The sequence below is a fragment of the Nocardia rhizosphaerihabitans genome, assembly GCF_014646295.1.
Taxonomy (GTDB): domain Bacteria; phylum Actinomycetota; class Actinomycetes; order Mycobacteriales; family Mycobacteriaceae; genus Nocardia; species Nocardia rhizosphaerihabitans.
The window spans coordinates 13,065-39,730 of sequence record NZ_BMNE01000005.1; the positions used below are offsets into that span (position 1 = coordinate 13,065).

At 68.8% G+C, this 26,666-nt stretch carries 23 protein-coding genes; 13 read left to right on the forward strand and 10 right to left on the reverse strand.

The features are described from left to right. The first annotated feature begins 27 nt into the window (after positions 1 to 27). The 3 genes from IEY60_RS21805 to IEY60_RS21815 all read left to right on the forward strand — a co-directional run bounded on the left by IEY60_RS21805 (position 28) and on the right by IEY60_RS21815 (position 3,436). A complete protein-coding gene (locus IEY60_RS21805; protein WP_189031443.1) occupies positions 28 to 2,337 on the forward strand; it encodes a transglycosylase domain-containing protein in 2,310 nt (769 codons plus the stop codon). A gap of 203 nt (positions 2,338 to 2,540) precedes the next feature. After that, a complete protein-coding gene (locus tag IEY60_RS21810; protein WP_189031454.1) occupies positions 2,541 to 3,002 on the forward strand; it encodes a GyrI-like domain-containing protein in 462 nt (153 codons plus the stop codon). Between the two features lie 2 nt (positions 3,003 to 3,004). Continuing rightward, on the forward strand, positions 3,005 to 3,436 hold the full coding sequence (locus tag IEY60_RS21815; protein ID WP_189031456.1) for a GyrI-like domain-containing protein: 432 nt from the start codon (positions 3,005 to 3,007) through the stop codon (positions 3,434 to 3,436). Positions 3,437 to 3,493: 57 nt separating this feature from the next. Here the strand turns inward: IEY60_RS21815 and IEY60_RS21820 are convergent, their stop codons facing one another. The 4 genes from IEY60_RS21820 to IEY60_RS21835 form a co-directional block, all read right to left on the reverse strand. Continuing rightward, entirely contained in the window at positions 3,494 to 4,603 is a 1,110-nt protein-coding gene (locus tag IEY60_RS21820) for an inositol-3-phosphate synthase (RefSeq protein WP_189031466.1), read from the reverse strand. Beyond that, positions 4,596 to 5,153, reverse strand: coding sequence for a PadR family transcriptional regulator (locus tag IEY60_RS21825; protein ID WP_189031469.1), 558 nt, complete (start codon positions 5,151 to 5,153; stop codon positions 4,596 to 4,598). The genes IEY60_RS21820 and IEY60_RS21825 overlap by 8 nt, the downstream gene beginning before the upstream one ends. Positions 5,154 to 5,305: 152 nt before the next feature. After that, a complete protein-coding gene (locus IEY60_RS21830) occupies positions 5,306 to 6,097 on the reverse strand; it encodes a DUF1707 SHOCT-like domain-containing protein (protein ID WP_189031471.1) in 792 nt (263 codons plus the stop codon). 7 nt (positions 6,098 to 6,104) lie between these two features. Beyond that, positions 6,105 to 7,178: a DUF1707 SHOCT-like domain-containing protein gene (locus IEY60_RS21835; protein ID WP_189031473.1), complete on the reverse strand. Its 1,074-nt coding sequence runs from the start codon at positions 7,176 to 7,178 to the stop codon at positions 6,105 to 6,107. Positions 7,179 to 7,301: 123 nt separating this feature from the next. Between IEY60_RS21835 and IEY60_RS21840 the strand changes: the two genes are divergently transcribed. The 4 genes from IEY60_RS21840 to IEY60_RS21855 all read left to right on the forward strand — a co-directional run bounded on the left by IEY60_RS21840 (position 7,302) and on the right by IEY60_RS21855 (position 12,512). After that, a complete protein-coding gene (locus tag IEY60_RS21840; protein ID WP_189031475.1) occupies positions 7,302 to 7,721 on the forward strand; it encodes a DUF5318 domain-containing protein in 420 nt (139 codons plus the stop codon). A 178-nt stretch (positions 7,722 to 7,899) separates the two neighbouring features. Next, positions 7,900 to 8,334, forward strand: coding sequence for a hypothetical protein (locus IEY60_RS21845; RefSeq protein ID WP_189031477.1), 435 nt, complete (start codon positions 7,900 to 7,902; stop codon positions 8,332 to 8,334). A 188-nt stretch (positions 8,335 to 8,522) separates the two neighbouring features. After that, positions 8,523 to 10,751, forward strand: a complete 2,229-nt coding sequence (locus IEY60_RS21850) for a transglycosylase domain-containing protein (RefSeq protein WP_189032458.1) — start codon at positions 8,523 to 8,525, stop codon at positions 10,749 to 10,751. 81 nt (positions 10,752 to 10,832) lie between these two features. Next, positions 10,833 to 12,512 (forward strand): glycosyltransferase family 87 protein, encoded by a 1,680-nt coding sequence (locus IEY60_RS21855; protein WP_189032461.1) that lies wholly within the window; start codon positions 10,833 to 10,835, stop codon positions 12,510 to 12,512. Positions 12,513 to 12,515: 3 nt separating this feature from the next. On the opposite strand, the gene IEY60_RS21860 is transcribed toward IEY60_RS21855, so the two are convergent. Further along, positions 12,516 to 14,036 carry a TerD family protein gene (locus tag IEY60_RS21860; RefSeq protein WP_189031479.1) on the reverse strand — a complete coding sequence of 507 codons (1,521 nt, stop codon included), beginning with the start codon at positions 14,034 to 14,036 and terminating at the stop codon, positions 12,516 to 12,518. Between the two features lie 27 nt (positions 14,037 to 14,063). Beyond that, a complete protein-coding gene (locus IEY60_RS21865) occupies positions 14,064 to 15,425 on the reverse strand; it encodes a TerD family protein (RefSeq protein ID WP_189031487.1) in 1,362 nt (453 codons plus the stop codon). Between the two features lie 167 nt (positions 15,426 to 15,592). Between IEY60_RS21865 and IEY60_RS21870 the strand changes: the two genes are divergently transcribed. From IEY60_RS21870 to IEY60_RS21885, 4 genes are all read left to right on the forward strand, one after another. Beyond that, on the forward strand, positions 15,593 to 16,216 hold the full coding sequence (locus IEY60_RS21870; protein ID WP_189031489.1) for an AIM24 family protein: 624 nt from the start codon (positions 15,593 to 15,595) through the stop codon (positions 16,214 to 16,216). A 9-nt stretch (positions 16,217 to 16,225) separates the two neighbouring features. Beyond that, a complete protein-coding gene (locus tag IEY60_RS21875) occupies positions 16,226 to 16,924 on the forward strand; it encodes an AIM24 family protein (protein WP_189031491.1) in 699 nt (232 codons plus the stop codon). Positions 16,925 to 16,928: 4 nt separating this feature from the next. Beyond that, positions 16,929 to 17,693: an AIM24 family protein gene (locus IEY60_RS21880; protein ID WP_189031493.1), complete on the forward strand. Its 765-nt coding sequence runs from the start codon at positions 16,929 to 16,931 to the stop codon at positions 17,691 to 17,693. A 135-nt stretch (positions 17,694 to 17,828) separates the two neighbouring features. After that, complete coding sequence (locus tag IEY60_RS21885; protein WP_189031496.1) at positions 17,829 to 18,878, forward strand: alpha/beta hydrolase; 1,050 nt, start codon at positions 17,829 to 17,831, stop codon at positions 18,876 to 18,878. 10 nt (positions 18,879 to 18,888) lie between these two features. On the opposite strand, the gene IEY60_RS21890 is transcribed toward IEY60_RS21885, so the two are convergent. From IEY60_RS21890 to IEY60_RS21905, 4 genes are read right to left on the reverse strand one after another with little or no spacing between them, the layout of a single operon-like run. After that, positions 18,889 to 19,695: an HAD family hydrolase gene (locus IEY60_RS21890; RefSeq protein ID WP_189032463.1), complete on the reverse strand. Its 807-nt coding sequence runs from the start codon at positions 19,693 to 19,695 to the stop codon at positions 18,889 to 18,891. Between the two features lie 38 nt (positions 19,696 to 19,733). Further along, entirely contained in the window at positions 19,734 to 22,253 is a 2,520-nt protein-coding gene (locus IEY60_RS21895) for a phosphoribosyltransferase (protein ID WP_189031498.1), read from the reverse strand. Continuing rightward, complete coding sequence (locus IEY60_RS21900) at positions 22,250 to 23,461, reverse strand: HpcH/HpaI aldolase/citrate lyase family protein (protein ID WP_189032465.1); 1,212 nt, start codon at positions 23,459 to 23,461, stop codon at positions 22,250 to 22,252. Before IEY60_RS21900 ends, IEY60_RS21895 begins: the two co-directional genes overlap by 4 nt. A gap of 16 nt (positions 23,462 to 23,477) precedes the next feature. Then, the gene (locus IEY60_RS21905) at positions 23,478 to 24,602 is read right to left on the reverse strand and encodes a hypothetical protein (protein ID WP_189031500.1); all 1,125 of its coding nucleotides are present in this window, start codon (positions 24,600 to 24,602) and stop codon (positions 23,478 to 23,480) included. Between the two features lie 285 nt (positions 24,603 to 24,887). Between IEY60_RS21905 and IEY60_RS21910 the strand changes: the two genes are divergently transcribed. Beyond that, positions 24,888 to 25,463: a TerD family protein gene (locus IEY60_RS21910; RefSeq protein WP_019049996.1), complete on the forward strand. Its 576-nt coding sequence runs from the start codon at positions 24,888 to 24,890 to the stop codon at positions 25,461 to 25,463. Positions 25,464 to 25,532: 69 nt separating this feature from the next. After that, the gene (locus IEY60_RS21915; protein WP_189031502.1) at positions 25,533 to 26,639 is read left to right on the forward strand and encodes a DUF475 domain-containing protein; all 1,107 of its coding nucleotides are present in this window, start codon (positions 25,533 to 25,535) and stop codon (positions 26,637 to 26,639) included. Positions 26,640 to 26,666: the final 27 nt, after the last annotated feature.

The window sequence follows — 26,666 nt, forward strand, 5'->3', positions numbered from 1 at the left end:
TGAGTTCTTCCGTCGCTCCGGAAGGAGATGGTCGTGGCCTCCGAGGGTGGGCGCCGGCGTTCCGATGCGGATGCGCCGTACACCTCGATCGCCGGATTCAAGGACCCGCTGGCCCGTGAGCAGCCACGCAAAGGCGCCGCGCGGCGCGCACAGGCCGCACGCCTGGCCGACGACGAAACCCGTACCCCACGCACCAGGGGCCAGAAGATCCGGCGGCTGATCACGGCGCTGTTCGTGATCTTCGTCTGCCTGCCGACGCTGCTGTTCGTCGCGATCTACTGGAGTTCGGAGATCCCCGAGCCCGCCGAGGTCGCCGTCGAACAGCCCGCCACCGTGCTGGCCTCCGACGGCACCACGGTGCTGACGAAATTCATTCCGCCGCGAGGCAATCGGATCCCGATCCCGCTGACCGACGTGCCGATGCCGGTGCGCGATGCCGTGCTGGCCGCCGAGGACCGCAATTTCTACACCAACCCCGGCTATTCGACGAGCGGGTTCCTGCGGGCCGCCCGCGACAATCTGCTCGGCAACGACAATGCCGGCGGCGGTTCGACGATCACCCAGCAGTACGTGAAGAACGCCTTCCTCAGCTCCGAGCGCACCGTCACCCGCAAGATGCGCGAGCTGATCATCGCGGCGAAGATGGCGCGGCAGTGGAGCAAGGACGAGATTCTGGCCGCCTACCTCAACACGATCTACTACGGGCGCGGGGCATACGGCATGGCCGCCGCGGCCAAGGCGTATTTCGACAAGCCGGTGCCGGAGCTGACCCTGGCCGAAGGGGCCGTGCTCGCCGCGGTGATCCGCTCGCCTTCGGTGCTCGATCCGGAAAACCACCTCGACCAGCTGAAAGCGCGCTGGCAGTACGTGCTCGACGGCATGGTCGAGATGAAGGTGCTCGCCCCCGGCGACCGTGACGCGACGGTGTTCCCGCCGATCATCCCGCTCGCCGACATCCCGGCCGAACCGGTGGCGCTCGGGCCCGAAGGCCACATTCGCACCCAGGTGTTGCGCGAGCTGCGCGCCGCAGGCCTCAGCGACGCCGAGATCAACACGGGCGCACTGCAGATCACCACGACCATCGATCCCGTAGCGCAGGCGGGCGCTGTCGACACGGTGCGTCAGCGGCTGGAGTGGCAGCCGCCGGAACTGCGCGCCGCGGTGGTCTCGATCGATCCGCGCAGCGGTGCGGTGCGCGCCTACTACGGCGGCGAGGACGGCACCGGTTTCGATTTCGCGCAGGCCCCGCTGCAAACCGGTTCGTCGTTCAAGGTTTTCGCGCTCGTCGCGGCCCAGCGGCAGGGCATCCCGACGACCAGGGCGATCGACAGTTCGCCGGTGGTCGACCGAGGCACCACGATCACCAATGTCGAGGGCGATTCCTGCGGGCGCTGCGCGCTCACCGAGGCGCTCAAACGCTCACTGAACACCAGCTTCTACCGCCTCACCATGACGATGGCCGACGGCCCGCGCTCGGTCGCCGAGGCCGCGCACCTGGCAGGCATCCCCGAGTACATCCCCGGTCTGGAAGACCGAACCCTCACCGAAGCAGGCGATCCCCCGCTCAACGGGATCGTGCTCGGGCAGTACCTGGTGCGCCCGCTCGACATGGCCTCGGCGTACGCGACCCTGGCCGCGTCCGGCGTCTACCACCAGCCGTACTTCGTGCAGCGGGTGAGCACCGGCGACGGGCGGGTGCTGCTCGACCGCGGCGCACCGGATAACCTTGTGGGCGTTCAGCTTCCGGAGCCGGAGCAGCGGATCATCGCGAGCATCGCCGACGCGACCACCCAGGCGATGCTGCCGATCGCCAACTACTCCAACGGGCACGGGCTGGCCGAGGGCAGGCCGTCGGCGGCCAAGACCGGCACCACCCAGCTCGGCGAAACCAAGGACAACAAGGACGCCTGGATGATCGGCTACACGCCGTCGCTGTCGACAGCGGTGTGGGTCGGCACCGAGCACCCCCAGCCGTTGCGCAGCGGGCGCGGCGGCGCGATCTGGGGATCCGGTCTGCCCTCCGACATCTGGAAGCAGGTGATGGACACCGCGCTGGCGGGTACGCCGGTCGAGCAGTTCCCCACGCCCGCACTGCCCGGCCGCGGCGGTTCGCTGGTGCCTGCCCCCGCCCCCGCCGCGCCGGGTGGCGGCAGTCCCTACGACATCCTCAACCCGCCGACGAACGCGCCGCGCAACCCGGTGCCGGAGCTCATCACCCCGCCGACCACCACCCCGTCACGCAATCCGGCGCCGCTGATCATCATCCCGCCGGCGCCGCGCCCCTCCTCCGCGCCCGGCGAATTGTTCCCCGGACTCGGCGGCGACGGCGGTGGATAGATCACGGATTGGCCACCCGGACCCCACACCCCCGCGGACATGGCAACATCGTTGGCCAGAGCGCGAACCAGCCCGACCAGTCGGCATCGCCGGTTTGCCGCGACGCGACGACGCGTCGAACGATCCCGGCGCGAAACCTGTCATATCGATGCGGGAAGATATGCGCTCGAGCGACGACGAGACTAGACATAGGGGCTACGCAGGTGGATTTCAATGTCGTTGACCGTCCCGAGATGCTGATCGCGGGCACTGTGCTCCGCAGTCCGGCGCTCGCCGTGGAGGGGCCGCGCCGCGCCAAGGTGGTGGAGGCGTGGCAGCACCTGATGGCGAGACCTCAGTTACCGGGACCGATCGCGACGGGGTACGTCGATTTCGCGACGGAAATCAACTCCTACCTGACCCACATCGTCGGCTACGAGTGCAAGACCCTCGCCGATCTCCAGGTCGGTGACGTGCTCGCGCGCATCCCGGCGGGCCGCTACGCCCGCTTCGTCGCCAGCGGCGAGCACCGCGGCGACACGATCGTCGCGCTGTGGCGCCAGATCTGGGACGCCGAGGCCGCCGGTGAGTTCGAGCGCGCGTACTCCGGCGACTACGAGCAGTATCCGGACGAGCGCACGGTCGAGATCTTCGTTTCGCTGATCGACGAGAAGGGCGGCGAATAGCCATGACTGTCGACTTCGAGATCGTCACCCTCTCCGACGGTCTGATCGCGGGACTCACCGTGCCGCTGGCCGGTCGCGAGGTGACCGCCCGCGACCTCGACCTGGTGAACTTCACCTGGGATCGATACCTATCCAGGGAGAAGGCGGTTCCTCGCGCCGCCGCCTACATCGGCCAGAACGACCACGCGGTCGCGGTTCTCGGCTATGAGGTCGGCGGGCTCGACGACATCGACGAGGGCGACGTGCTGACGCGCATCCCCGCGGGTCGCTATGCCAAGTTCGTCGTCTCCGACAAGCCGTACGACCTGTTGCGCACCGCGTGGGCCCAGGTCATCAAGGCCGAGAACGCGGGCACCATCACCCGCTCGCACACGGCCGAGCTCGAGCGCTACACCGGCCCGACGAGTGTCGAGGTGTACGTCTCGCTGGACTGACGACAAAAGAGCCGGTGGGCGCGAAAGTTCGCGCCCACCGGCTCTTTTCGTCTGTGCTTACTCGGCGCCGATGATGAACGCTTCCAGCTGAGTACGCGCGACGTCGTCGGCGATCTGCTCCGGCGGGGACTTCATCAGGTAGGCCGAGGCCGGGATGACGGGTCCGCCGATGCCGCGGTCCTTGGCGATCTTGGCCGCGCGGACGGCGTCGATGATGATGCCCGCCGAGTTGGGCGAGTCCCACACCTCGAGCTTGTACTCCAGGTTCAGCGGGGCGTCACCGAAGGCGCGGCCCTCGAGACGGACGTAGGCCCACTTGCGGTCGTCGAGCCACTCCACGTAGTCCGAGGGACCGATGTGGACGTTGCGGTCGTGGACCTTGCCCGCGAGCGAACCGGTGAGGTTCGACGTCACGGCCTGGGTCTTGGAGACCTTCTTCGACTCCAACCGATCACGCTCGAGCATGTTCTTGAAGTCCATGTTGCCGCCGACGTTGAGCTGGTAGGTGCGGTCGAGCACCACGCCGCGGTCCTCGAACAGCTTGGCCATCACACGGTGGGTGATGGTCGCGCCGACCTGGGACTTGATGTCGTCACCGACGATCGGCACGCCGGCGTCGACGAACTTCTGCGCCCAGACCGGGTCGGAGGCGATGAACACCGGCAGCGCGTTGACGAAGGCGACGCCCGCGTCGATGGCGCACTGGGCGTAGAACTTGTCGGCCTCTTCCGAGCCGACGGGCAGGTAGGAGACCATGACGTCGACCTTGGCGTCCTTGAGCGCCTTGACCACGTCTACCGCGGGCGCCTCGGACTGCTCGATGGTCTGCGCGTAGTACTTGCCGATGCCGTCGAGGGTGGGGCCACGCAGAACCGTCACGTCGGTGGGCGGCACATCGGAGATCTTGATCGTGTTGTTCTCGCTGGCGAAGATCGCCTCGGCCAGGTCGAAGCCGACCTTCTTGGCGTCGACGTCGAACGCGGCAACGAACTTCACGTCCTTGACGTGATAGGGACCGAACTTGACGTGCATGAGGCCGGGAACGGTGGCGTTCTCATCGGCATCCTTGTAGTACTGCACGCCCTGCACCAGCGACGATGCGCAGTTGCCCACACCGACGATCGCGACGCGAACCTCGCCGGACCCAACCTTGTTGACATCACTCATGGCCGCTCTTTCCCTCTTTCTGTGGTGCCGCCTTCGTCGATTGCTCCGCCGCAATCAACTCGTTGAGCCAGCGCACTTCGCGCTCGCTTGATTCCAATCCGAGCTGGTGGAGCTGACGGGTGTAGCGATCCAGCGAGCCGCTGGCCTTCTTGATCGCTTCCCGCAGTCCCTCTCGGCGCTCCTCGACCTGACGCCGCCGGCCCTCCAGGATCCGCATCCTCGCCTCGGCGGGGGTGCGGCTGAAGAAGGCCAGGTGAACGCCGAAGCCGTCATCGGTGTAGTTCTGCGGACCGGTGTCGGCGAGGAGTTCGTTGAACCGTTCCCGCCCGACCGGCGTGAGCCGGTAGACGCGGCGCGCACGGCGCGCGATCGCGCCCTCCGGAAGCTCCTCCGCGATCAGCCCGTCGGTCTGCATCCTGCGCAGCGTCGGGTAGAGCGAACCGTAGGAGAAGGCCCGGAACGCTCCGAGCAGGCCCGTCAGCCGCTTGCGCAGCTCGTAACCGTGCATGGGCGCGTCGAGGAGCAGGCCGAGAATCGCCAATTCGAGCACTTGCCGACCTCACTCCCTGACTATGTCGGCCTGACAGGCCGAACGGACCTAACCGATGGATGCGACTTCCAACTATATCGGAGCGATATAACAAGGCCTAGCCGAATGACGCACATCACTGGGTCATGGCTGGTGAGATGGCCTGTTCAGGGCTAGGCGGGATACACCGCGATGGGTTCGCCGTTGAGCCGGATCTTCAGATAGCCGCTCTGTTCGGCCTCGTTCTTGACGTAGATGCTGATCTCCGGCTCGGCGTCCTTGCCGCCGCCGGGCGGGTACCTGACCAGCACATGCGAGACCCAGCCGTTGGGGACCCGGGTGGTCTGGGAGGCGCCGGACATCAGCCGGGCGTAGCGGGTGATGTCGACGCCGGCCAGGTCGAACGACTTGGTGTCGGGCGGCCGGCTGCCCTGCGAACCCCACGCCTTGAAGTCACCGCGATACTGCAGCTCGTCCTGCTTGCCCGGCCGCCCGGAATCCCGTTCGACGATGGCGTACTCCGGGTACAGCGTCAGCTCGTCGGCGATGGTGCTGCCGTATTCGGTGCGGTAGGCGGCGACGAAGTGCGCGAAGCCGTTGCCGGTGGTGAGGTCGGGCAGCGGGTCGCCGAAGACGGCCTCGCCCGCCGCGCGGCCGATCAGGCCCGCGCCCGCGCCGAGCAGCGCGGCCAGCACCACCGCGCCGACCGGGATCCACCAGCGCCGGGGTGCGCGCGGCACGCCCCTGGCGACCGGGGCCGCCGCCAGGTCGCCCGGTACCTGCAGATCGTCGACGAGGCGGTCGAGGGCACCGAAGGTCTCGGCCCGCATCGCGGTCGCGGTGCGCTTGTCGTGTTCGGTGGCGGTCAGCTGGCCGTCGGCCAGGGCGGCGTCGAGCAGGGCGCACACGTCGGCGCGGTCGGCGTCGCGGGCACGCAGGTTCTTCGCCGGGGACGGGGTCTTCATCGCTCGGTCATCCTTCGTACGGGTAGGTCTTCAGCACTTCGCCCGACAGCGCGAGGACGAAATGCCCCGACTGGGCGACCTCGTTGCGCACGAAGATCGTGATCCCCGGCCGCCCCGACCAGCTGTCGTTCGCGATCCGGAAGTGGGTGACCGCACCGTTGGGCACCCGGACGGTGGCGGCTGCGTTCGTCAGCGCTGCTCCGAGGGCCTCCGCGTTCACCTGCGCCAGATCGATATCGATCGCGTCGCGTTTGCGGGTGGTGATCTGCGAGCTGGATCGGGCGAAGCCACCGCGGTAGCCGTAGTCGGCGGTCCAGTTGGGATTGCCTGGGGCGCGCCGGACGGCCGAGGCGTGCTCGTCGTGCAGGACGGCCTCGTCGACGAGGGTGTCGCCGAACTTGACCCGGTAGTCGTCGCGGAACTGGACGAAACCGACGAGGGTGGTCAGCGTCGGCGTGGGGATCACCAGGGGTGGCGCCGCGTTGTAGTTGATCGCGTCCGCCGCGGCCACGGCGGGCGCCGGCTGGTCCTCGCGAACCGTCCACCCGAAGCAGCCGATACCGACCAGCACTGCCGCCGCGATGGTGGCGATCCGGAAGGTGTTGCGCGCCTTCGGCTTCACCGGCGCCGCCGGTCGCTGCTGCAATTCGGCAACCAGGGTGGACAGATCACCGAGAGTGCGTGCTTCCGAAGCCAATTCGGTGAAGGCTGTGTGCTCGTCGGCATCGAGCTGGCCATCGGCCCGAGCCGAGTCCAAGGCCGCGGTCGTGCGGGCGCGGTCGACGTCGCGGGCTCTGGTCCGCGCGGGGTACTCACCGGAGTGCCTGCGGCCGAAGCGCTTCCGTTCGATCGCGGCCTGACCACCGAAAACAGCCGGTGACTGCAGGTCTGCGGTCAGCCTTTCCAGCTCGCCAAGGGTCCTCGCCGTACCGGCGCGAGCCGCGCGGTCGTGGTACTCCTGCGCACCCAGCTGGCCCTCGGCGTAGGCCGCGTCAAGCACGGTCGACACCTGCGCGCGATCGATATCACGCGCCCTCGTCACGGAATCGGCGGCGCTGCGCGCCTGCCCGGAATCAGCCATCGTTCTGGCTCGCCTCACCTGCGGAAATACCCGGGCCGACCCCGGTATCGGGAGTTTACGACGAGACCACGGATGCAGCGGTGCCACCGGCACGGCAAATCAATCCCGGCTACTCTGGTGATCGTGCGAATTCAGCGGCAGGTGGTCGACTATGCGCTCCGGCGCAGGTCGCTGCTGGCTGACGTCTACGCGGGCAGGGTCGGTGTCGCCGAGGTGTGCGATGCGAATCCGTATCTGCTCCGGGCCGCCAAGTTCCATGGCCGGGGCAGCGAGGTCACCTGCCCGATCTGCCGGAAAGAGCAGCTGACCTTGGTTTCGTGGGTGTACGGGGACGGGCTCGGCCAGGTGGCCGGTTCCGCTCGGACACCTGAGGAGCTGGTCAGGATGGCAGAGTCGAACGAGGAATTCTCGGTGCATGTCGTCGAGGTGTGCCGCTCGTGCAGCTGGAACCATCTGGTGCAGTCGTATGTGCTCGGCTCGGCCCCCGCGCCGGCCCGCCGCCGGACGAGTTCGCGAGCGGGGCGGCGCTCTGCGGCCGAGTGATGGGGCGGCCGGATGAAGGAGCCGCCGGAGTGATGGTGGCCACCGCATGACGAGCCGCTGTTCGGGGTGCAAGGTATCCGCGCCGGTTGTCCGGCGCGGATGTCGTGTGCCGGTTGAACCTTACAAGTTATGGAGATCTGGTCAGTGAGTTCGCCCTACGAGTCCTCCCCCTTCGGCGATGATCCGCAGCGCGGCCGTCCGGCTCGGGGTTCACAGCCGGGTCTCCCTCCGCAGCCGGGTGACCGGCCTGCCCCGCCGCCGCGTCGGCCGATGCCGCCCGCAGGCCCCGGCCAGCAGGGCGGGCGTGGCCCGGTGCCCGGTGGACGTGGTCCGCAGGGCGGCCCGCCGCCGAATCGGCAGGTTCCGCCGCCGGGCGGCATGCCGCCACGCCGGCCTGGCCCGCCTCCCCAGCGACCTGCCGGTCCGCAGGGTGGACCGGGAGCGCCGGGTCAGGGCAGGCCGCCGCAGGGCAGGCCGGGCCAGCCTGGTCGGCCCGTACCGCCGCCCGGCGCAGGCGCCACCCAGAAACTTCCGCGCCCAGGGCGTGACGAGTCGACCGTGCGGGCGGCTCACCCCGACGCGGCCAGGCCCGTCCGCGGCACCGATGATGTGAACCGACCGAGGACCGGTCCGTCGCCCGCGACCGCGCGCCCCGGCGCCGGTCGCCGTCCCGGCGGTCCGACGACCGGTGAGCGCAGAGCCACCGGCACGGGCGGCACTCCGCCGCCGACCGGACCGCGTAGCCGCCGCGACGGTGGCGGCGGCGACGACGGCTCCGGTAGTGGTGGTTCGGTGAGGAAGATGCCGTGGCGGGCCATTCGCCGGACCATGTACGTGCTGATGGCGCTGGCCATCGTCGTGCCGAGCGCGGTGTTCCTCGTCGCCTACACGGCGGTCTCGGTGCCGAAACCGGGTGATCTGGAGACCAACCAGGTCGCGACGATCTTCGCCAGCGACGGCACCACCGAGATCAGCCGGGTGGTCCCGCCGCAGGGCAACCGCACCGAGGTCTCGATCGATCAGATCCCGCCGCACGTGCGCAATGCCGTGATCGCCGCCGAGGACCGCGACTTCTACACCAACCCGGGCTTCTCGGTGTCGGGCTTCGCGCGCGCGGCCCGCGACAACGTCCTCGGCAAGGAAAGCGCCGGTGGTGGCTCCACGATCACCCAGCAGTACGTGAAGAACGCGCTGGTCGGTGACGAGCGCTCGATGCAGCGCAAGATGCACGAGCTGGTGATCTCGGCCAAGATGGCCCGCCAGTGGAGCAAGGAGGACATCCTCGCCGCGTACCTGAACACGATCTACTTCGGTCGTGGCGCGTACGGCATCGATGCCGCGGCCAAGGCGTACTTCGGTAAGCCGGTGCAGGAGCTGACCGTGTCCGAGGGCGCGGTGCTCGCCGCGACCATCCAGCTGCCCTCGCTGCTCGATCCGGAGAAGAACCCCGAGGGCGCAAGGACGCGCTGGAACTACGTGCTCGACGGCATGGTCGCCGGCGGTAACCTGCCGACGGCCGAGCGGTCCTCGATGCAGTACCCGCAGGTCGTGTCGCTGTCGTCGCTGGGCGATCAGAGCCAGGACTCCGGCCCGGAGGGCCTGGTGAAGAACCAGGTGCTCAAGGAACTGTCCTCGGCGGGCATCAGCGAACAGCAGCTCAACACCGAGGGCCTGCAGATCACCACGACGATCGATCCGAAGGCGCAGGAGGCCGCGGTCAAGGCCGCCCGCTCCAAGCTGGAGGGCGAGCCGGAGAACCTGCGGACCGCGGTGGTCTCGATCGACCCGCGCACCGGCGCGGTGCGCGCCTACTACGGCGGTGAGGACGGCCAGGGCTTCGACTTCGCCAACGCCGGTCTGCCGACGGGCTCCTCGTTCAAGGTGATCGGCCTTGCCGCGAACCTCGAGATGGGCATTCCGCTCTCGCAGCTCTACGACAGCTCGCCGATCACCGTCAACGGCATCCAGATCGGCAATGTCGAGGGCGAGTCCTGCGGCATGTGCACCATCGCCGAGGCGCTCAAGCGGTCGCTGAACACCAGCTTCTACCGCATGCAGCTCGACATGCAGAACGGCCCGCAGAAGGTCGCCGACATGGGCCACAAGCTCGGCATCCCCGAGGAACTGCCCGGCATCGGCGCCACCCTGACCGAGCCGAACGGCGCAGGCCCGAACAACGGCATCATCCTCGGCCAGTACCAGTCGCGACCGCTGGACATGGCCTCGGCCTACGCCACGCTGGCCGCTTCGGGCATGTACCACGCACCGCACTTCGTGCAGCGGGTCGTGACCGCCGACGGTCAGGTGCTGCTCGATCGCGGCGAGCCCGCCGGTGAGCAGCGGGTGAGCGCGGCGGTGGCCGACAACGTCACCGCGGCGATGAAGCCGATCGCGGCGTACTCGCGCAACCACAACCTGGCCGGTGGCCGGGAGTCGGCCGCCAAGACCGGTACCCACCAGCTCGGCGACACCGGCAACAACCGCGACGCCTGGATGGTCGGCTACACCCCGTCGCTGTCGACCGCGGTGTGGGTCGGCACCGAGCAGGGTGATCCGCTGCGCAACTACGGCGGCGGCAGCATCTACGGTTCCGGTCTGCCCTCCGACATCTGGAAGGCGACGATGGACGGCGCGCTGTCCGGCACGCCCAACGAGTCGTTCCCCAAGCCGGCCCCGATCAAGGGCCAGGCCGGCGTGCCGGAGTGGTCGGCGCCCTACACGCCACCGTCCACCACCGCGCCGACGCTCGCGCCGCCGGTGATCGTGCCGTCGCAGGTCGAGATCCTGCCCGGTATCCGGATTCCGGTGCCCGGCGTGCAGCAGCCCGCCGGGCAGCAACCGTCGCAGCAGACGCCGGAGACGACGACCGGCCCGCTGCCGGGTCAGCCGACCGCGCCCGCGGACGGTTCGCCGCCGACCAACGGCAACGGCACCGGCGGAGGCACCGGCGGTGGCACGAGGCCCGGTACGGGCGGCGGGAACAACGACAACGAGAGTGGCGGGGGAACCACGCCGACCAGATCCCGGTAGCCACCGGTAGCCTCGGATGTCGTGACCGATCAGCAACTCGCGGACCAGCCGGCGTCGAGTGGTACCCGGCCTGGCCGCGGAGTGCAGTACGTCGCGCCCGCCCAGCTCGCCCCCGACCTGCGCTCGATAGATGCGCGAGATAAGCCGAGCCGCAACGATTCGCTGACCGCGCAGCTGTCGACGGTGATCGGCGGCCCGGTCGGCGAGCACGCGCTGATCGGCCGGGTGCGGTTCTGGACGCCGCTGCGGGTGATGTTCGCCTTCACCGTGGTATTCCTCGCGCTCGGCTGGTTCGCGAAGGCGGGCTGCATCCAGCAGACCGGCGACGGCGCGGGCGGCCTCATGCTGGACTGGAACAACGGCCGCCAGTACGTGGCCATGTGCTACTCCGACACGGTGCCGCTCTACGGCGCGGAACGGCTCAACGAGGGCGCGTTCCCGTACAAGAAGTCCTGGACCGAGTCGACCCCCGACGGCGGCACCGAGACCAGATACATGGAGTATCCGGTGCTTTCGGGCCTGTACCAGTACGCGGCGATGCTGATCGGCAATGTCTGGGACAACCTGCCGTTGCCGGGCGCGCTGTCGGTGGTGGTGTATTTCAATGTCGTCGCGCTCGGTCTGGCAATGGGCTGGCTGATCACCGTGTGGGCGTCCTCGCGACTAGCCGGGCGGCGCGTCTGGGACGCGGCGCTGATCGCGGTGTCGCCCTTGGTGATCGTGCACGCGTTCACCAACTTCGACGCGCTGGCAACGGCTTTCGCGGCCACCGGCCTGCTGGCCTGGGCACGGCGCAAACCGGTGCTGGCCGGTGTGCTGCTCGGTCTCGGCGGTGCGGCCAAGCTCTATCCGCTGCTGCTGCTCGGTCCGATTCTGGTGCTGTGCCTGCGCGCCGATCCGATGCAGCGACTACCCGCCGCGCGGGCGGGCCTGCGTTTGCGTGACGTCGACAGCCTCGACACCGCCCGCACCTGGCTGCGCGAAACCCCAGCCAGGACACAATTCTTCGCGCTGCGCCCGCTCGGCGCGGCCACCCTCGCCGTGTTCGCCGCGGCGGGCACCTGGATCGCGGTGAACCTGCCGATCGCCGTGCTGTATCCGGATGGCTGGCGAGAGTTCTTCCGGCTCAACACCACCCGGCACGCCGACCCGGATTCGATCTACAACGTGATCACCTCGTTCACCGGGTGGGGCGGTTTCGACGGGCCGCTCGAACACGGCCAGCCGCCGACCGTGCTGAACACCGTCTCGCTGCTGCTGTTCCTGACGGCCTGCGCCGGCATCGCCTACCTGGCGCTGACCGCGGCACGGCGCCCGCGGGTCGCGCAGCTGTGCTTCCTGGTCGTCGCCGCGTTCCTGCTGACGAACAAGGTGTGGAGCCCGCAGTACTCGCTGTGGCTGGTGCCGCTGGCGGTGCTCGCGCTCCCGCATCGGCGAATCCTGCTTGCCTGGATGACGATCGACGCGCTGGTCTGGGTACCGCGCATGTACTACTACCTCGGCGAGGACGCCAAGGGCCTGCCCGAGCAGTGGTTCACCGGCACCGTCGTGCTGCGCGACCTCGCCGTCCTCGGCCTGTGCGCGCTGATCGTCCACGAGATCCTGCGTCCCCAGGACGATCTGGTGCGCCGCGACTACGTCGACGATCCGGCGGGCGGAATCCTCGACCGCGCACCCGACCCGCTGCTGCCGTGGCTGCCGCAATTCCTGCGCCCCCGGCAGGCCTGCACCAGTGTGCGACCCGCGTCGATGGTGGACTGAGCGCTACATCCGCAGGTAGCGGGCCTGGAGCTCGGGTTCGGCCGGGAGCATGTCGAGGTCGAGTTCCCAGGCGTTGCCGGTCCACGGGTCGAACAGCGGGGTGCCGGGCATGGTGGGCAGGTGCCTGCACGACTGGGACAGCAACGACAGCGGGCCGTCACCGAAGTCGACACCGCCGCTGCCGACGATCACCAGCGACAGCCCGATCAGATCGCCGCGCACCATCAGCTGACCCAGGTGCACCACATCGGTGGCCTGATAACCGTGCGGGAAGTCGGCCGCCACCAGGATCCGATGCTCGGACGGTGGCACAGCTTGCCCACTGTTGTAAGCGATTTCGGCGAGCTCGGCCGCGTGCGCCAGCGCGCCGAGGCGACCCGGGATGTCGGCGTGGTCGACGATGACCGGACCCGCGAGCAGCGGGGCGAGCGGAGCGGCGAGCCCGCGCAGGCCACCGGTGAGGTCGATCAGGTCGACCCGGGTCGGCTTGTCCGGCAGCGCCGCGACCAGCCGCGCCACCAGCGCGCCGACCACGCGGGACGCGGCGGCGCTGGACTCGGAGTCGACCCACAGCGGCCGATTCAGCGGCACCGGAACGCAATACGGTACGCGCAGCTCACCGCGGTCGTGCGCGTACAGCTCGCCGAGCCGGATGCCGTCGCTGCGTGCGGCTTTCGTGGTCCAGGCCGGGGCGAGCCAGGAGGCGAGCGCGGCGGGCATGACGGAATCGGCCTCGGCGATCTCGCGAGCAAGGTGGTCGCTGTCGCGTCGATGATCCGAATCGGCGAGGCCGACCAGCTCGTCGTGCCTGCGTTGCGCCTCGGCGCGAGCCGCGTCAGCGGCCGGGGTGTTGCGGGTCGCCGGGTTCGAGACCGCGTCGGAGAGTTCCTGATCCAGCCGTTTGGCGGCGTAGTCGCGGGCCGAGACCAGTGCGGCCGCGGAACGGGCCGCGTCCTCGAAGATCATCCACATCCGCTGCAGACCGTGCTCGACCTCGAGCGGGATGCCCGGCGCACCGGCGGGCCGCTCGGCCGTCTCGGTCGGCGTGGTGGCCTGCGGTGTCGCGGGGGCGGGCACGCCGTGGGCGGGCAGCAGCTGCGCCGCCCCGCCGTCATACCCCTGGCCGAGCGCGCGCAGCTTCCAGCCGCCACCGCGGCGATACACCTCGAAGCAGATCAGCGCGCTCTCCCCCGCGGTGGGTGAGATCACGAATTCGGCTGTGGGCGTGCCGTTCTCGGTCAGTGTCGCGGTGACGGTGCCGAGCACGTGCCCGGCGGTGACGAACAGGAGCACGGCATGCGCGTCCGACCTGACCTGCGCCAGTGCGATATCCACCGCGCCACCGGCGAAGGTGACGCCGGGAGCCGCGGGCCGCGACGCACACACATGATCGTGCTCGTCGCGTACCCGCAGATCCTCGCCCACCACCAGCGCACCGAGATCGACGGTGCCTGCGGTGTGCGCGGTGAAACGCACGGTGTCGGCGGTCAGCGCGGTGTTCTGACCCGCCTTCAGGTGAATCACGTGTATGCCCTGCTCTGTTCGTACTGCCTAGTCTCTGCCGAGGAACCGGCCCAGCTGCGGCACGGCCTCACCGGGATGCTTGGCCTGGAAGCCCTCGCCGAGCGCCTGCATCTTCCAGTCACCGCCGACCCGGTACACCTTGGCCATCGCCATCGCCGTGAACGGCATGCCGCCTGCGAGGGTGTAGCGGGCGAGTTCACCGTTGGTGGTGCCGTCGATCAAGCGGCAGAACGCGTTCTGCACCTGTTCGAAGGTGTGCCCCTTGTAGGAGGTGACGATGAACAGCAGCGTGGAGATGTGCGCGGGGATCCTGGTCAGATCCACCAGGATCATCTCGTCGTCGCCCTCGCCCTCGCCGGTCAGGTTGTCGCCCTGGTGGCGCACCGAGCCGTCCTTGGACGACAACTGGCCGTAGTAGGCGACGTCGACGAGGTTCTGGTCGGCGAACAGGCAGACCGAGGCGTCCAGGTCGATGTCGACCGTGCGATTGCCGAACATGCCGCGGGTGCGCACCGGGTCCCAGCCCAGGCCCATCTTGACGAAGGTGAGCGCGGCGCCGCCCTCCTTGCGCAGGGTGACCCGCTGGCCTTTCTGCAGGCTGACCGGGCGGTCCTTGCTCAGGCTGATCTCACCGGCAGGCTGCGGCGGGGCGGCCTGCGCGGGCGGCGGGTAGCCGGAGCCGGGACCGGGCGGCGGCGGGTAACCGCCGGCCGGCGGCTGCTGCGCCGGGGCGGGCGGCGGCGGGTAGCCACCGCCGGGCGGGGCGTAGGCGGGCGCGGGCTGCTGCGGGTAGCTCGGCGCCGACTGCGCCGGATACGCGGGCGGCGCCTGCTGCGGCGCCGGCTGCGGCGGGGCGGCCTGCTGCGCGGCGGCGGGCGCGGGCGAATCGTCCACCTGCACACCGTGATCGGTGACCAGCGCGGCGAACCCACCGGCATAGCCCTGACCGACGGCGCGCACTTTCCAGCTGCCCTGACGGCGGTACAGCTCGAGCGCGATCACGATCGACTCGGCGTTGAGCCCGTCGATCCGGTACTCGAACAGCCGATTACCAGCGGCGTCGGAGACGATCGCGGTGGGCGGGGCGAACCGGCCGAAGTTGCTCGTCGCGTCGTCGAGGGTGATGACGGCGCGGATCTGGTCGATGTCGGCGGGCACCGAGGGCAGCGAAACCGCAAGGGAGGCCGCCTGACCCGCCGGACCGGGGCGCAGATCGACGCCGGGCCCACTCGGCTGGTTGTAGAAGACGAAATCGGCATCGGTGCGGACCTTGCCCTGCTCGGTCACGAGCAGTGCGGACAGATCGGCCGGTGCCGTGAGCTGAAGCGAGATCACCACGTCACTGACGGCCAGTGGACCGTTCTGGCCCTTGGCGAGTGTTGCAGACAAGTTCGACCCTTCGCTTGTCGGTGCGGTCGCCTGTCACTCTACGAGAAAGCGAGCGCGAGCGTCCGCGCTCCGCAGCCACCGCGCGTGCCCGATCGATCGGTTAGGGTGACCACGCAGTAGATATCGGGCATTCCACCCGCCTGTCCAGAGGGGACTCCAGGGCCGTCATGGCGCAGCTGTTCGAACAATCGAAGAAGGTGATCGAGGCCCACCTCGCGGGGACGAGTATCCGCGCGATCTCCGGCTCGATGGTCGCCTACGAAGGCAATGTGCAGTTCAAATCGGCCGGGTTCGGCGGCGGCGAGGGCGTGCTGTCCGGCCTCAAGCGCCGCGCCACCGGCGAGAAGCTGTCGCTCATGGAATGCACCGGCAACGGTCGCGTGTTCTTCGCCGTGAACGGCCAGAACGTCACCGTGGTCGACCTGAACAACGAGACGCTGCAGGTCGAGTCGCAGCAGTTGCTCGCCTTCGCGGGCAATCTGCGCACCGATGTGCGGTTCGCCGGTGTCGGCGGCATGTCGGCGGGCAACGGCCTGTTCACCACCACCGTCAGCGGACAGGGCCAGGTGGCGTTGCTGTCGGCGGGCGGTCCGCTGATCCATCTCGAGGTCTCGCCGCAGTATCCGCTGATCGTGGATCCGGACGCGTTCGTCGCGGCCCGCGGCAACCTCAACCAGTCCTTCGTCACCGATGTCTCCTGGCGCACGATGGTCGGCCAGGACGCGGGCGAGGCGTTCTCACTGCGGTGGGACGGCCAGGGTGTCGTGCTGATCCAGCCGGCGGAACGGTAGGGGACGGCGATGTTCGAGAAGGTCAACAGCAAGGTCGTCAAGGTCGATGTCGGGCAGGCGGGCGGCGTCGTCGCCCGGACCGGCGCGATGTTGTTCTACCAGGGTCAGATCGCGTTCGCGCCGCACCAGATTCCCGGCGCCGGGCCCGGGATGGGCGGCGGCGGGCTGATGCGAATGGCGGGCGCCATGATGGCGGGCGAGCACGAGCGCACCATGCTGGCGCGCGGAAACGGCGTCGTCCATTACGGATTCGCCGGGCTCGAGGTGCACGTGGTGCAGATGCAGCAGGGCGCGGTGCTGCGCGCCGAGGCCTCGCGACTGCTGGCCAACACCGCGGGTCTGCAGGCCTCGGTCGTCTCGGTGGCGAGTTCCGGTGGTGGCGGCGGTGGTGGCGGCCTGATGGGTGCGCTGCGCGGCGCAGCCGCCGGTGTCGCGACCGGCCAGGGCATGTTCACCACCCAGCTCAGCGGACAGGGTTCGGCGGTGCTGCTGGCCCACGGCGGTTTCCTGGAACTGCAAGTGGGCGGGCCGAATCCGGTGGTCGTCGACCCGCAGGCGTTCGTCGCCGCCTACGGCAATGTGCAGACCGAACTCAAGGCGGCGATGAGCTGGCGCGACGCGGTCGGCCGCGGCGCCGGCGAGGCGATGCAATTGCATTGCCACGGACAGGGTGTCGTGTACGTGCAGGCCTCAGAAGAGAAGTTGTGAGTCGATGAGCCAAATCCTCTCCCCGATGAATCTCGGTGCCAGCGACAACATCCCGGGCAACAGCTACGCCTACTGCATCGACCTGACCGGCCCGTGGTTCATGCGCAAGGGCGCGATGATCGCCTACTACGGCCAGATCCAGTTCCAGATGCTCACCCACGGCCTGCAGGGCAACCTCATGCACATGGTGAGCAGCCAGTTCTCGGCGCCGCTGTTCGCCGGTGAGTACGTGGTGGCCGAGGGCCACGGCAAGCTGATCATCGGCGACCGCGGCTACGACATCAATTCCTACGATCTCGAGGACGGCAACCTCACCATCCGCGGCGCCAACCTGCTCGCCTTCGAGCCGGGCCTGGCGCTCAAGCAGTCGATCGTGCCCGGCTTCCTCACCCTGATCGGCACCGGCAAGTTCCTCGCCTCCTCCAACGGCCCGGTCATGTTCGCCGAGCCCCCGCTGCGCGTCGACCCCGAAGCGCTGGTCGGCTGGGCCGACTGCCCCTCCCCCAGCCACCACTACGACCAGGGCTGGATCGGCAGCTTCCTGGCGGCCGGTGCGGCCAGGATGGGCGCCAACTCGGGCGAGGAGCGCCAGTTCGACTTCACCGGCGCCGGCACCGTGCTGATCCAGTCCTCGGAGAAGGTCATGAGCGACAACGCGCTGGTCAGGACCATCGAAGGGCAGCTGCAGAGCGGTATCACCGTGGGTGGTCTGCAACGGATCCAAGGGGTCGTCCAGCAGCAGCTCGCCGGTCAGCAGCAGCACTACTGAGCGAGCTCTTCGGGCGGGCGGAAATATTCTGAAACGAGTACACTCCAAAAGCTGACGGCGCATGCGGGAGTGCCGTTACGGTGAGGGCCGCCGAGAGTATGAGTCGGCGGTTGCTCGATCAGAGGAGTGGGCGCAGTGCAGCGTCGCAGCATTCGACGGGTCGTGGCGGCGGTGCTGTGCGCTGTTGCCGCGTCGATCGTTTCCGGTATCCCAGTGTCCGCCGCGCCTGTCGGTGCGCCCGGTGTGACTCTCGGCTCCGTGACCTCGCCGGATGGGTCCTTCATCGAGCGGATGGAGGTCACCGATGCGCGGCATCTGCGGCTGTTCGTGCACTCGGCCGCGATGAATCAGACGTTCCCGGTCGATGTCCAGCGTCCGGCCGATACCGCTACTCCGAAACCGGCGCTGTATCTGCTCAACGGTGCGGGTGGCGGGGTGGACCGCGCCTCGTGGCAGCTGCGGACCGATGCGTTGGACTTCTTGTCCGACAAGGACGTCAACGTCGTGCAGATCATCGGCGGGGCGTGGACGTTTTACACCGATTGGGTCAAGCCGGACCCGGTGCTCGGCGTGAACAAGTGGCAGACCTACATCGCCGAGGAGCTGCCGCCGCTCATCGATGCGGCGCTGGGCACCAACGGGGTCAATGCCATTGCGGGCCTGTCGATGTCGGGTATCCCCGTGCTGAACTTGGCCATCGCCAAGCCCGGCCTGTTCCGCAGCGCGGCGGTCTACAGCGGGCTCACCCAGGTCAGTGATCCGGCGGGACAGCAGGCGGTGAAGCTGACCGTCGAGCTGTACGGCGGCGGTGATGCCGAGAACATGTGGGGTCCGGTCGGTGGGCCGCTGTGGGCGGCCAACGATCCGCTGGTCAATGCCGAAAAGTTGCGCGGTACACATCTTTTCGTGTCCACCGGCACCGGCATCCCGGGCATTCACGATCAGCCCGGTGGCCCGTTCCGGATGGAGAAGCCCGCCGATACGCCCAAGACCGTGGCCCTCGGTGCGCTGATCGAGGGCGCGATCTTCGTGTCCTCGCACAACCTGCAGGCACGGCTGGATCAGCTCGGCATCCCCGGCACGTTCGTCTACCGCGAGACCGGCACCCACTCGTGGGGGTACTGGCAGGACGATCTCAAGACGTCGTGGCCGGTGCTGGCGAAGGGGCTGTTCCCTCAGCCTTGATACCGGTTCCTCAGGCCGCGTCGCCCACAGTCAGTGCGGCGCGCTCGACGGCGTCGTGGAACCACTCCAGGATCTCCACGCCCGCGAGGATGCCTGCCGACTCGGTGACGGTGAGGTTCGGGCTGGTGAAGTTCAGTTCCTCGAGTTCACCGTGCCGGGGACGGATCGCCGCATCGGCCGCGGTCAGCATCGGGGCGTCCAGCGCGCCGTCGCCCGCGGTGAAAAGCTCTGCGTGCTCGGACAATTCACCGGATTCCACCAGTCGGTGGCGGACCTCGGCGACGGCCAGGCTCTTGCAGACCGCATCGGGCATCGTGTAGATCTTGCGACCCTGCTGCGAAGCCGACCAGCCTTGCGTGCGACACCACGCGTCCCATTCGGCGAGGAACCCCTCCGGGACCGCCTCGGGCCGGACGACCAGGTAGCAGAACAGGTCGTCGGCCTCCCGGTACTTGGTGACCCAGGAATCGTCGATGCGGGACCGCCATTCGGCCCCGACCTCGGCGAGGGTGGCACCGGTGGCCTTGACCTGATCGTCGATCGCGGCCCGCCAGGTCGGGTCGGGCAGGCCGTCGACCAGGATGTTGCCGCCATTGCTGGTGATGGCGTAGCGCCACGGCGCGCCGGACAGCTCGATTCGCTGGAACTGTTCGATCGTGCGGGTCGTCGTCGGGATGACCGGCGCGAGGGCGGCGAGGGCGGCCAGCCGTTCCACGGCGGTGGTGGTCATATACGACAGCGGCTCGCCCTCGTAGTACTCCACACACTGCTTCGCCACGTCATCGGCGCCGCCGAACGCGTTGCGCGAGAAGATCATCGTGCGATCGAGATCGGTGGCGAACAGCGCGTCGGCGGTCACTGATCCAGCTCCTTGATCAGGCCCATGCAGGAGTAGGCCAGGTCTTCGACCACCTCCACCGGGACATTGCGCGCCGCGGCGAGCAGGCGGATATGCGCGTGTTCGGGCGCGTCGGCTTCCCGAACCAGCACCCGCCACGGTACCCGGCGCAGCAGCACGCGGGTCGTCTCGCCGACGCCCGGCTTCACGAAATTCACTGTCGCGACACCATATTCGGCACGCACCCGCTCCACCGAGGCCCACCCCGACCAGTCGGGAGTGCGATCGGAGTCCCGGATCGCGGCGACCGCGGCGGGCACCTGATCGCGGATGGTCTCGAAGGCGGCGGTCACCGCGTCGAGCAGCTGGTTGGAGACATCGGCGTCGGCGAGCTCACGGTAGAACTTCGCGCCGTGGAATTCGCCGGGGCCGATCAGTGTGTCGTTGAGGACCGTGCGCGAGACCAGCCCGGAGACCGTGGAATTCAGGCACGCGGAGGCGATCAGGAAATCGTCGCGGGTGCCGTAGGTACGCACGGAGTTGCCGGGATCGGCGAGCACGACCAGCTCGTCGTTGAACCGCGCGCCACCGGCGGCGTGGTAGGCGTCGAGCGCCTCGGTCAGCTCGCGGGTGATGGCGCCCTTGCCGGTCCAGCCGTCGACGAACACGATCGTGGACGGATCGTGGTGGTGGGCAAGGTAATCCAGCGCCACCGCGTCGATGCCGCGATCACGCACGATCGACACCGCGTAGTGCGGCACGGTCAGGCTGGGCCTGCCCACACCGCTGCGCAGCCAGCGCCGCATGAGCACGCCGATCGGTGTGCCTGCCCTGGCCAGCGAGACCAGCACGATGTCCTCACCACGTTCGGCGACCACCAGCTCGGCCACCGTCGCCACCGCCAGCGCCAGCCGCTCGGCACTCTCGGCCAGGACGCGGTCGAACAGCTCGCGGTACTCGGCGTCGGGCTGATACTCGATCGGCAGCGACTCGGCGTAGTGGGCGGTGCCCGCCTGGATGCGCCGCTCGCGCTCGGCGACATCGGCTTCCAGGTCGACGTCCGAGAGGTCCTTCAGCAGCCACGACACCTCGTCGGCCGCGTAGGAGCCGAACTCGGGGCCGCGCAGCGCTTCGGGGAACCGACGCGCAGGTCCCGGCACCTCGGCTGAACGAGGCAGACCGGAACCCCGAACCCGCTGATCACGAGTCAGCTGCTCCGCCGAATCCGAAGTCCTGGCCGTGTGCAGGGTGCGCGGATCCGCGCCGGGAAGGACTGCGATGAGCACGTCGGCGCCGGAGGCCGTGAGCACGTCGACGAGGCCGCCCTGGTCGATGAGCTCCGGAGTGTCGGCGGGCGGATCGATGACCACCAGCAGAACGGGTGCCTCACCCTCGGCCAACTGCGCGTTGTAGAGATAGCGCTGGGCAGTCGCGTCCGGCTCGGGCGCGTGGAACCGGAAGCCGCGGCGTAGCGGGTAGCCGGGTTCGTCGAGGACGTAAGCCGGTGAGCGCGTGGTGGTTTGGAAGCGGGTGGGAGTGCCGGACTCGGCCAGCTCGGCGGCCAGCCGCAGCGGCAGGTACATCAGTTCCTCGTGCCCGAGCACGATCACCGGACGGCCGGCGAACTCGGCATCGAGGCGGGTCTGCACCTCGCCGGTGGCGGCCTTCAACGCGATATCGAACGCGGCGACATCGGAGTTCAGGATGCCGTGTCTGCCGCCTTCGGGAACGTCGGCGGGCCAGGTCAATTCGATCCGCCCGAACGAACCACGCTGTGCGGCGACGGGATTGAGCGCCGGTTCCGGCATCGCGGTGACCGTCTCGATCAGGCCGTCGGGCAGCTCGGTGCGGCCCGAAGCCAGGCACACGGTGTCGATGCGCGCGCCGAGTTCGGCGGCGAACGCCTCGAACTTGGCGCGGTCGGCGGCGGTCCGCATGTCGACCAGCGAGGCGAGCACGTAGTGCGAGCGGGGCGCGAAGGCGTGCAACGCGCGGACCGCGTCGATGGCGGTGTCACCGGTGGAGATCTCGTCGTCGACCAGCACCAGCGGCAGATCGTTGACGAAGATGTCGGCGGGCGCGGGTTGCAGCAGGTGCGAGGTGGCGTGCGAATGCCCCTCCTCGAAACCGGTCAGCGTGGTGGCACGCGGTTCCGCCCTGCGGGTGGAGTGCAGATAGCAGCTCGCACCGAGACGCGCGGCGACGCAGTGGCCCAAACCTGTTGCGGTCTCGGCGAAGCCGAGCACGACGGGCTCACGGTCATCGAGGTGCTCGCGCACCAGGTCACCCAAGCGATTGCCCGCGCCGATCACGATGCGCGGATCGGTCGGCAGGTGCTTGCCGAGCACGGTCGACACCAGCAGGTGCGCCCGGCGCGGATTACGCCGCAGTCCCGGCTGGACCAGCGCGGCGATCGAGAGCTCACCCGGCAGCGCGTCCTCGGCCGCCGACGCGGCGAACGACTCACCATGCCGCAGTTCGATACCCAGATTCTGTGTCGCCCAAGGTATTTCCAGATCGAGTCCGAACACGCTCATTCGGCGATCATTGCGGTCAGCAAATCCACGAAGGACACTCCCTTGTTGGCGACCCCGAACGCACGAGCCCGGACCAGCGTCTGGCGGGCCCAACTGCGGTGCGGGCGCATCTCGTTCATCTTGTTGCGGTATTCCGAGGCAGCGACGCCGCCGACGTCGGCCTCCATGATGTGCAGCGCGTCGGCGTACTCCTCGTGGGTCACCACCGACAGCGCGTGTACGGCGGCCACGTGCGAGGGGTGGATCACCGTCTTGCCCTGGATGCCGTTGGCGCGGTCGAGGGTGATCTCCCGCAGCAGGCCGTCCAGATCCCGGCTGACCAGGTACTGGCGGAACGGCACCGCGTCGGACTCCTCGAACGGCGCGGTCCGCAGCAGCGGCCGGAACATCCGCTCGTGGTCGGCGAAGTACTCCCACACCGGCCCGGTGATGATGAAACCGGTGCCGTCGGCGCGGCCGAGGTAGTTGACGATGTCGGCGATCACGTCGGCGACGACGCGCACGTCGTAGATCGTGAGATCGCGGTCGCGGCGGATGCCGAAGGTCGAGCACATGTCGGTGGCGCCGATCCGCACCGCGAGCAGCTGGTCACGGTGTTCGCCGAGCAGCTCGGCGATGCGCGAGAGCTGCTCGTCGCGGGTCTGGCGGTGCACCAGGCTCGCCGATTCGAGCACCGGCATGCCGTAGACCGGGCGATCCAGCCTGCGCCGCGCGTCGTCGAGCGCGGCCAGGTAGGCGGGCCCGGTGACGGCGTCGAACTTGGGGAAGACGAAGCCGGTGAGCACGTCGGCGCCCGCCCCGAGCTGGTCGACCAGCTCGGTGACGGTCTGCGGGTCACGCACCCGGATGAACAGCATCGGGTTCGGATCCTCGCCGCGGGCGAGCAGATCCAGCGTCGCGACGGCGTGCTCCTTGGCCGCCTCCACCTGGTGGTCGGCGACGGCGTCCTCGAGGTCGATCACCATCGAGCACACGCCGCGCGCCGCGCGCCGCTGGATGGTGGCGGCCAGGTCGGGGCGGGTGGCAGGCACATACAGCGTCGCGCCGAGCGCGGTCGCCAGCAGCTCCCGATCGTCGGCGTCGACGATCGGCTCCGGTTCGAGGAGGAACAGCTCACGGGCCTTCGGTCCGTGCAATTGCCGGAAATGGCGCAACGGAACCTGCTTACGCAGGCAGATCTCCGGCGCGACCGCGTACCCCGCTGTCATCATGTCCTGTGCATTCCTAAGTCCTGTCGGTTCCTACGTGTTTTCTCATGCGTTCGACCACTCCGGCGATGAACGCCGCGACGGTGTCCAGTTCGGAAACATATGCCCAATAGTCTGGATGACGACCCGTCAGTCCGGAATTGATGCGGTCGAGGCGTTCGGCTTGGGCATCGAGCACCGACCCCCACTCGCCGACCAGACCTCGGTCGACCGCGAGCATCTGCGCGTCCCGCAGCCGGAATCGTACGGTGCGGGCGTGCGCATCGGGGTCGGCACGCACCTCGCGCAACAGTTCGAGGCGCCGGGTGACGGCGTCGACCAACTGCTCGGCCTCGGCGAGATGCTGGCGCGCGGTGGCGGTCAGGTCAAGGGCTGTCTCCGGGTCGTGATCGGCAGCCGCGACGCGCGCGCCGACCAGGGCGGCGTCCGCGGCGTCGATGCCGCGCCGGCTTTCCCGCTCATTGTTGGTCAAGTCCGCCGAACTCGCAGCGTTGAACTCACGCAACAGCGCCGAGTACGCCGGGCCGAGCCCGCTCGCGCGGTTGCGGACGGCGGCCAGCCGGGTCGTCACCGACGCGATCGCCTTCGCCGCCGCCGATGCGCGAGAAGGGGCCTGCGCCAACGCATCCGATAATTCCGAAGTCGCCTGCTGCACCGCCGCCGCGGCCGTGCGCGCGGCGGCGACGGAGGTCTGCGGATCCACCGAGGACGCTGTGATCAGATCCTCATTCAGCCGCCTTACACCGGCCTCGATCGAGGGGTAGTTCGCGTAGCCCGACGACGCCGCGGCGGCGAGCACCTGCTCGGCCTCGGACCGCACGTGTGTCAGCAACTGGGGCACCGCCGACCGCACCCGCGCCGCGTCTTCCAGGCCCGCGCGATGGGAGTGATAGAACTCGTCGACCCCGCGCGCCGCGTCGTTGAGCTGACGCACCAGCGCATCGGCCCTGGCCGGTCCGTCGGCGATCGGGCTCCCCGTGGCTTCGGCGGTGTCGAGCTCGTCGGTGAAACTCAGATACGCGCCCGCCGCGGCGTAGCACCGCGCGCGCACCGGCTCCCAGACCGCGCCGACCCGGCGGTCGGGGAAGACCTGATCGCTGGCCACCACACCCGCCTCCGCCGCCGTCTGCCGATGATCCATATCGAGAAAGGCGGACGATGTGGCCGCCCTCGCCCCACTGATCCACTCATGATCGGCCCCCGACCTGAACCATCCGCGTCTGCGAGGTGTCACCGGTACGTCCCCTTTCCGAACCGCGCGGCGACCCGACCACGCACAGTCCCGATGGTAGGAGATTCCCCGCGTTAACCAGGGCTGCTGCTCGTTCCTACGCAAGTTCCGCGAAACCTATTACTGTCGTAGCGGTACCCGGCGATTCGGACATGCTGGGAAACGACACACCGGACTAACCGAAGGGATTCCCGCATGGGTGTCAGTCTGTCCAAGGGCGGCAATGTCTCGCTGACCAAAGAGGCTCCGAACCTGACCGCGGTCGCGGTCGGCCTCGGCTGGGACGTGCGCACCACCACCGGCACCGACTTCGACCTCGACGCCAGCGCGATCGCGACCGGCGCGGACAAGAAGGTCGTCTCGGACAAGCACTTCGTGTTCTTCAACAACCTGAAGTCCCCCGAAGGTGCCATCGAGCACGCCGGCGACAACACCACCGGTGAGGGCGAGGGCGACGACGAGGTCATCAACGTCGACCTGGCCAACACCCCGCCGACCATCGAGAGCATCTTCTTCCCGGTCTCGATCTACGACGCGGAGACCCGCTCGCAGTCGTTCGGCCAGGTGCGCAACGCCTACATCCGCGTCGTCGACCGGGCCAACGGCACCGAGCTCGCCCGCTACGACCTGTCCGAGGACGCCTCGACCGAGACCGCTATGGTCTTCGGCGAGCTGTACCGCAACGGTGCCGAATGGAAGTTCCGTGCCATCGGGCAGGGCTACGCCTCCGGCCTCGCCGGTATCGCCCGCGACTACGGCGTCAACGTCTAGTCACCATCGCGAACAGGGGGCTCGACTGACCGGGCCCCCTGTCCGTGTGACACAGAAAGGTCCCTCCGCGTGATTACGCGCATATTCGGCCTGTCCGTCGCCGTCACGGTGCTGTCGCTGGTCGTCGCCTTCCTCTACGGAGGTCCGACCGCCCTCGCACTGTGCGCGATCCTCGGCATTCTCGAGGTGTCGCTGTCGTTCGACAACGCCGTCATCAACGCCACCGTCCTGCAGCGGATGAGCGAGTTCTGGCAGCGGATCTTCCTGACCATCGGTGTCGTCATCGCCGTGTTCGGCATGCGACTGGTGTTCCCGCTGGCCATCGTGTGGATCACCGCCGGGCTCGGTCCGATCGAGGCGTTCGACCTGGCCCTCAACCCGCCCCCTGGCGACGCACCGTACTTCCCCGACGGCAGCCCCAGCTACGAAACCTTGCTGACCGACGCGCACCCGCAGATCGCGGCGTTCGGCGGCATGTTCCTCGCGCTGCTGTTCCTGAACTTCATCTTCGAAGAGCGCGAGATCACCTGGCTGAGCTGGCTGGAGAAGCCGCTGGCCAGGGCGGGCAAGCTGGACATGCTGTCGGTGGTCGTGGCAGGCATCGGCCTGATCCTCACCGCCGAGTTCCTCACCAAGGACGAGGACCGGTCGACCGTGCTGACGGCCGGCCTGCTCGGCATGATCGTCTACATCGCGGTCGACGGCCTCGGCTCGATGTTCCACACCGAGGAGCTGGAAAACGCTCCTTCGGGCCCGTCGGGTCTGGTGAAGGCGACCGGCAAGGCCGCGTTCTTCCTGTTCCTGTACCTCGAGGTGCTCGACGCGTCGTTCTCCTTCGACGGCGTGATCGGCGCGTTCGCGATCACCTCCGACCCGATCATCATCGCGCTGGGCCTCGGCTTCATCGGCGCGATGTTCGTCCGGTCGATCACGGTGTACCTGGTTCGCCAGGGCACGCTCTCGGAGTACGTGTACCTCGAGCACGGCGCGCACTGGGCGATCGGCGCGCTGGCGGCGATCCTGCTGGTCTCGATCGGCGTGCACGTCAACGAGCTGATCACCGGTCTCGTCGGCGTTGCGTTCATCGGCGCGGCGTTCATCTCGAGCATCCTGCGCAACCGTAAGAACGAGCCCGACGCGGTGGACGAGTCCAAGGAAGCCGCACCGGTCAGCTGATCGGCGGCACGAACACCGATAGCCACG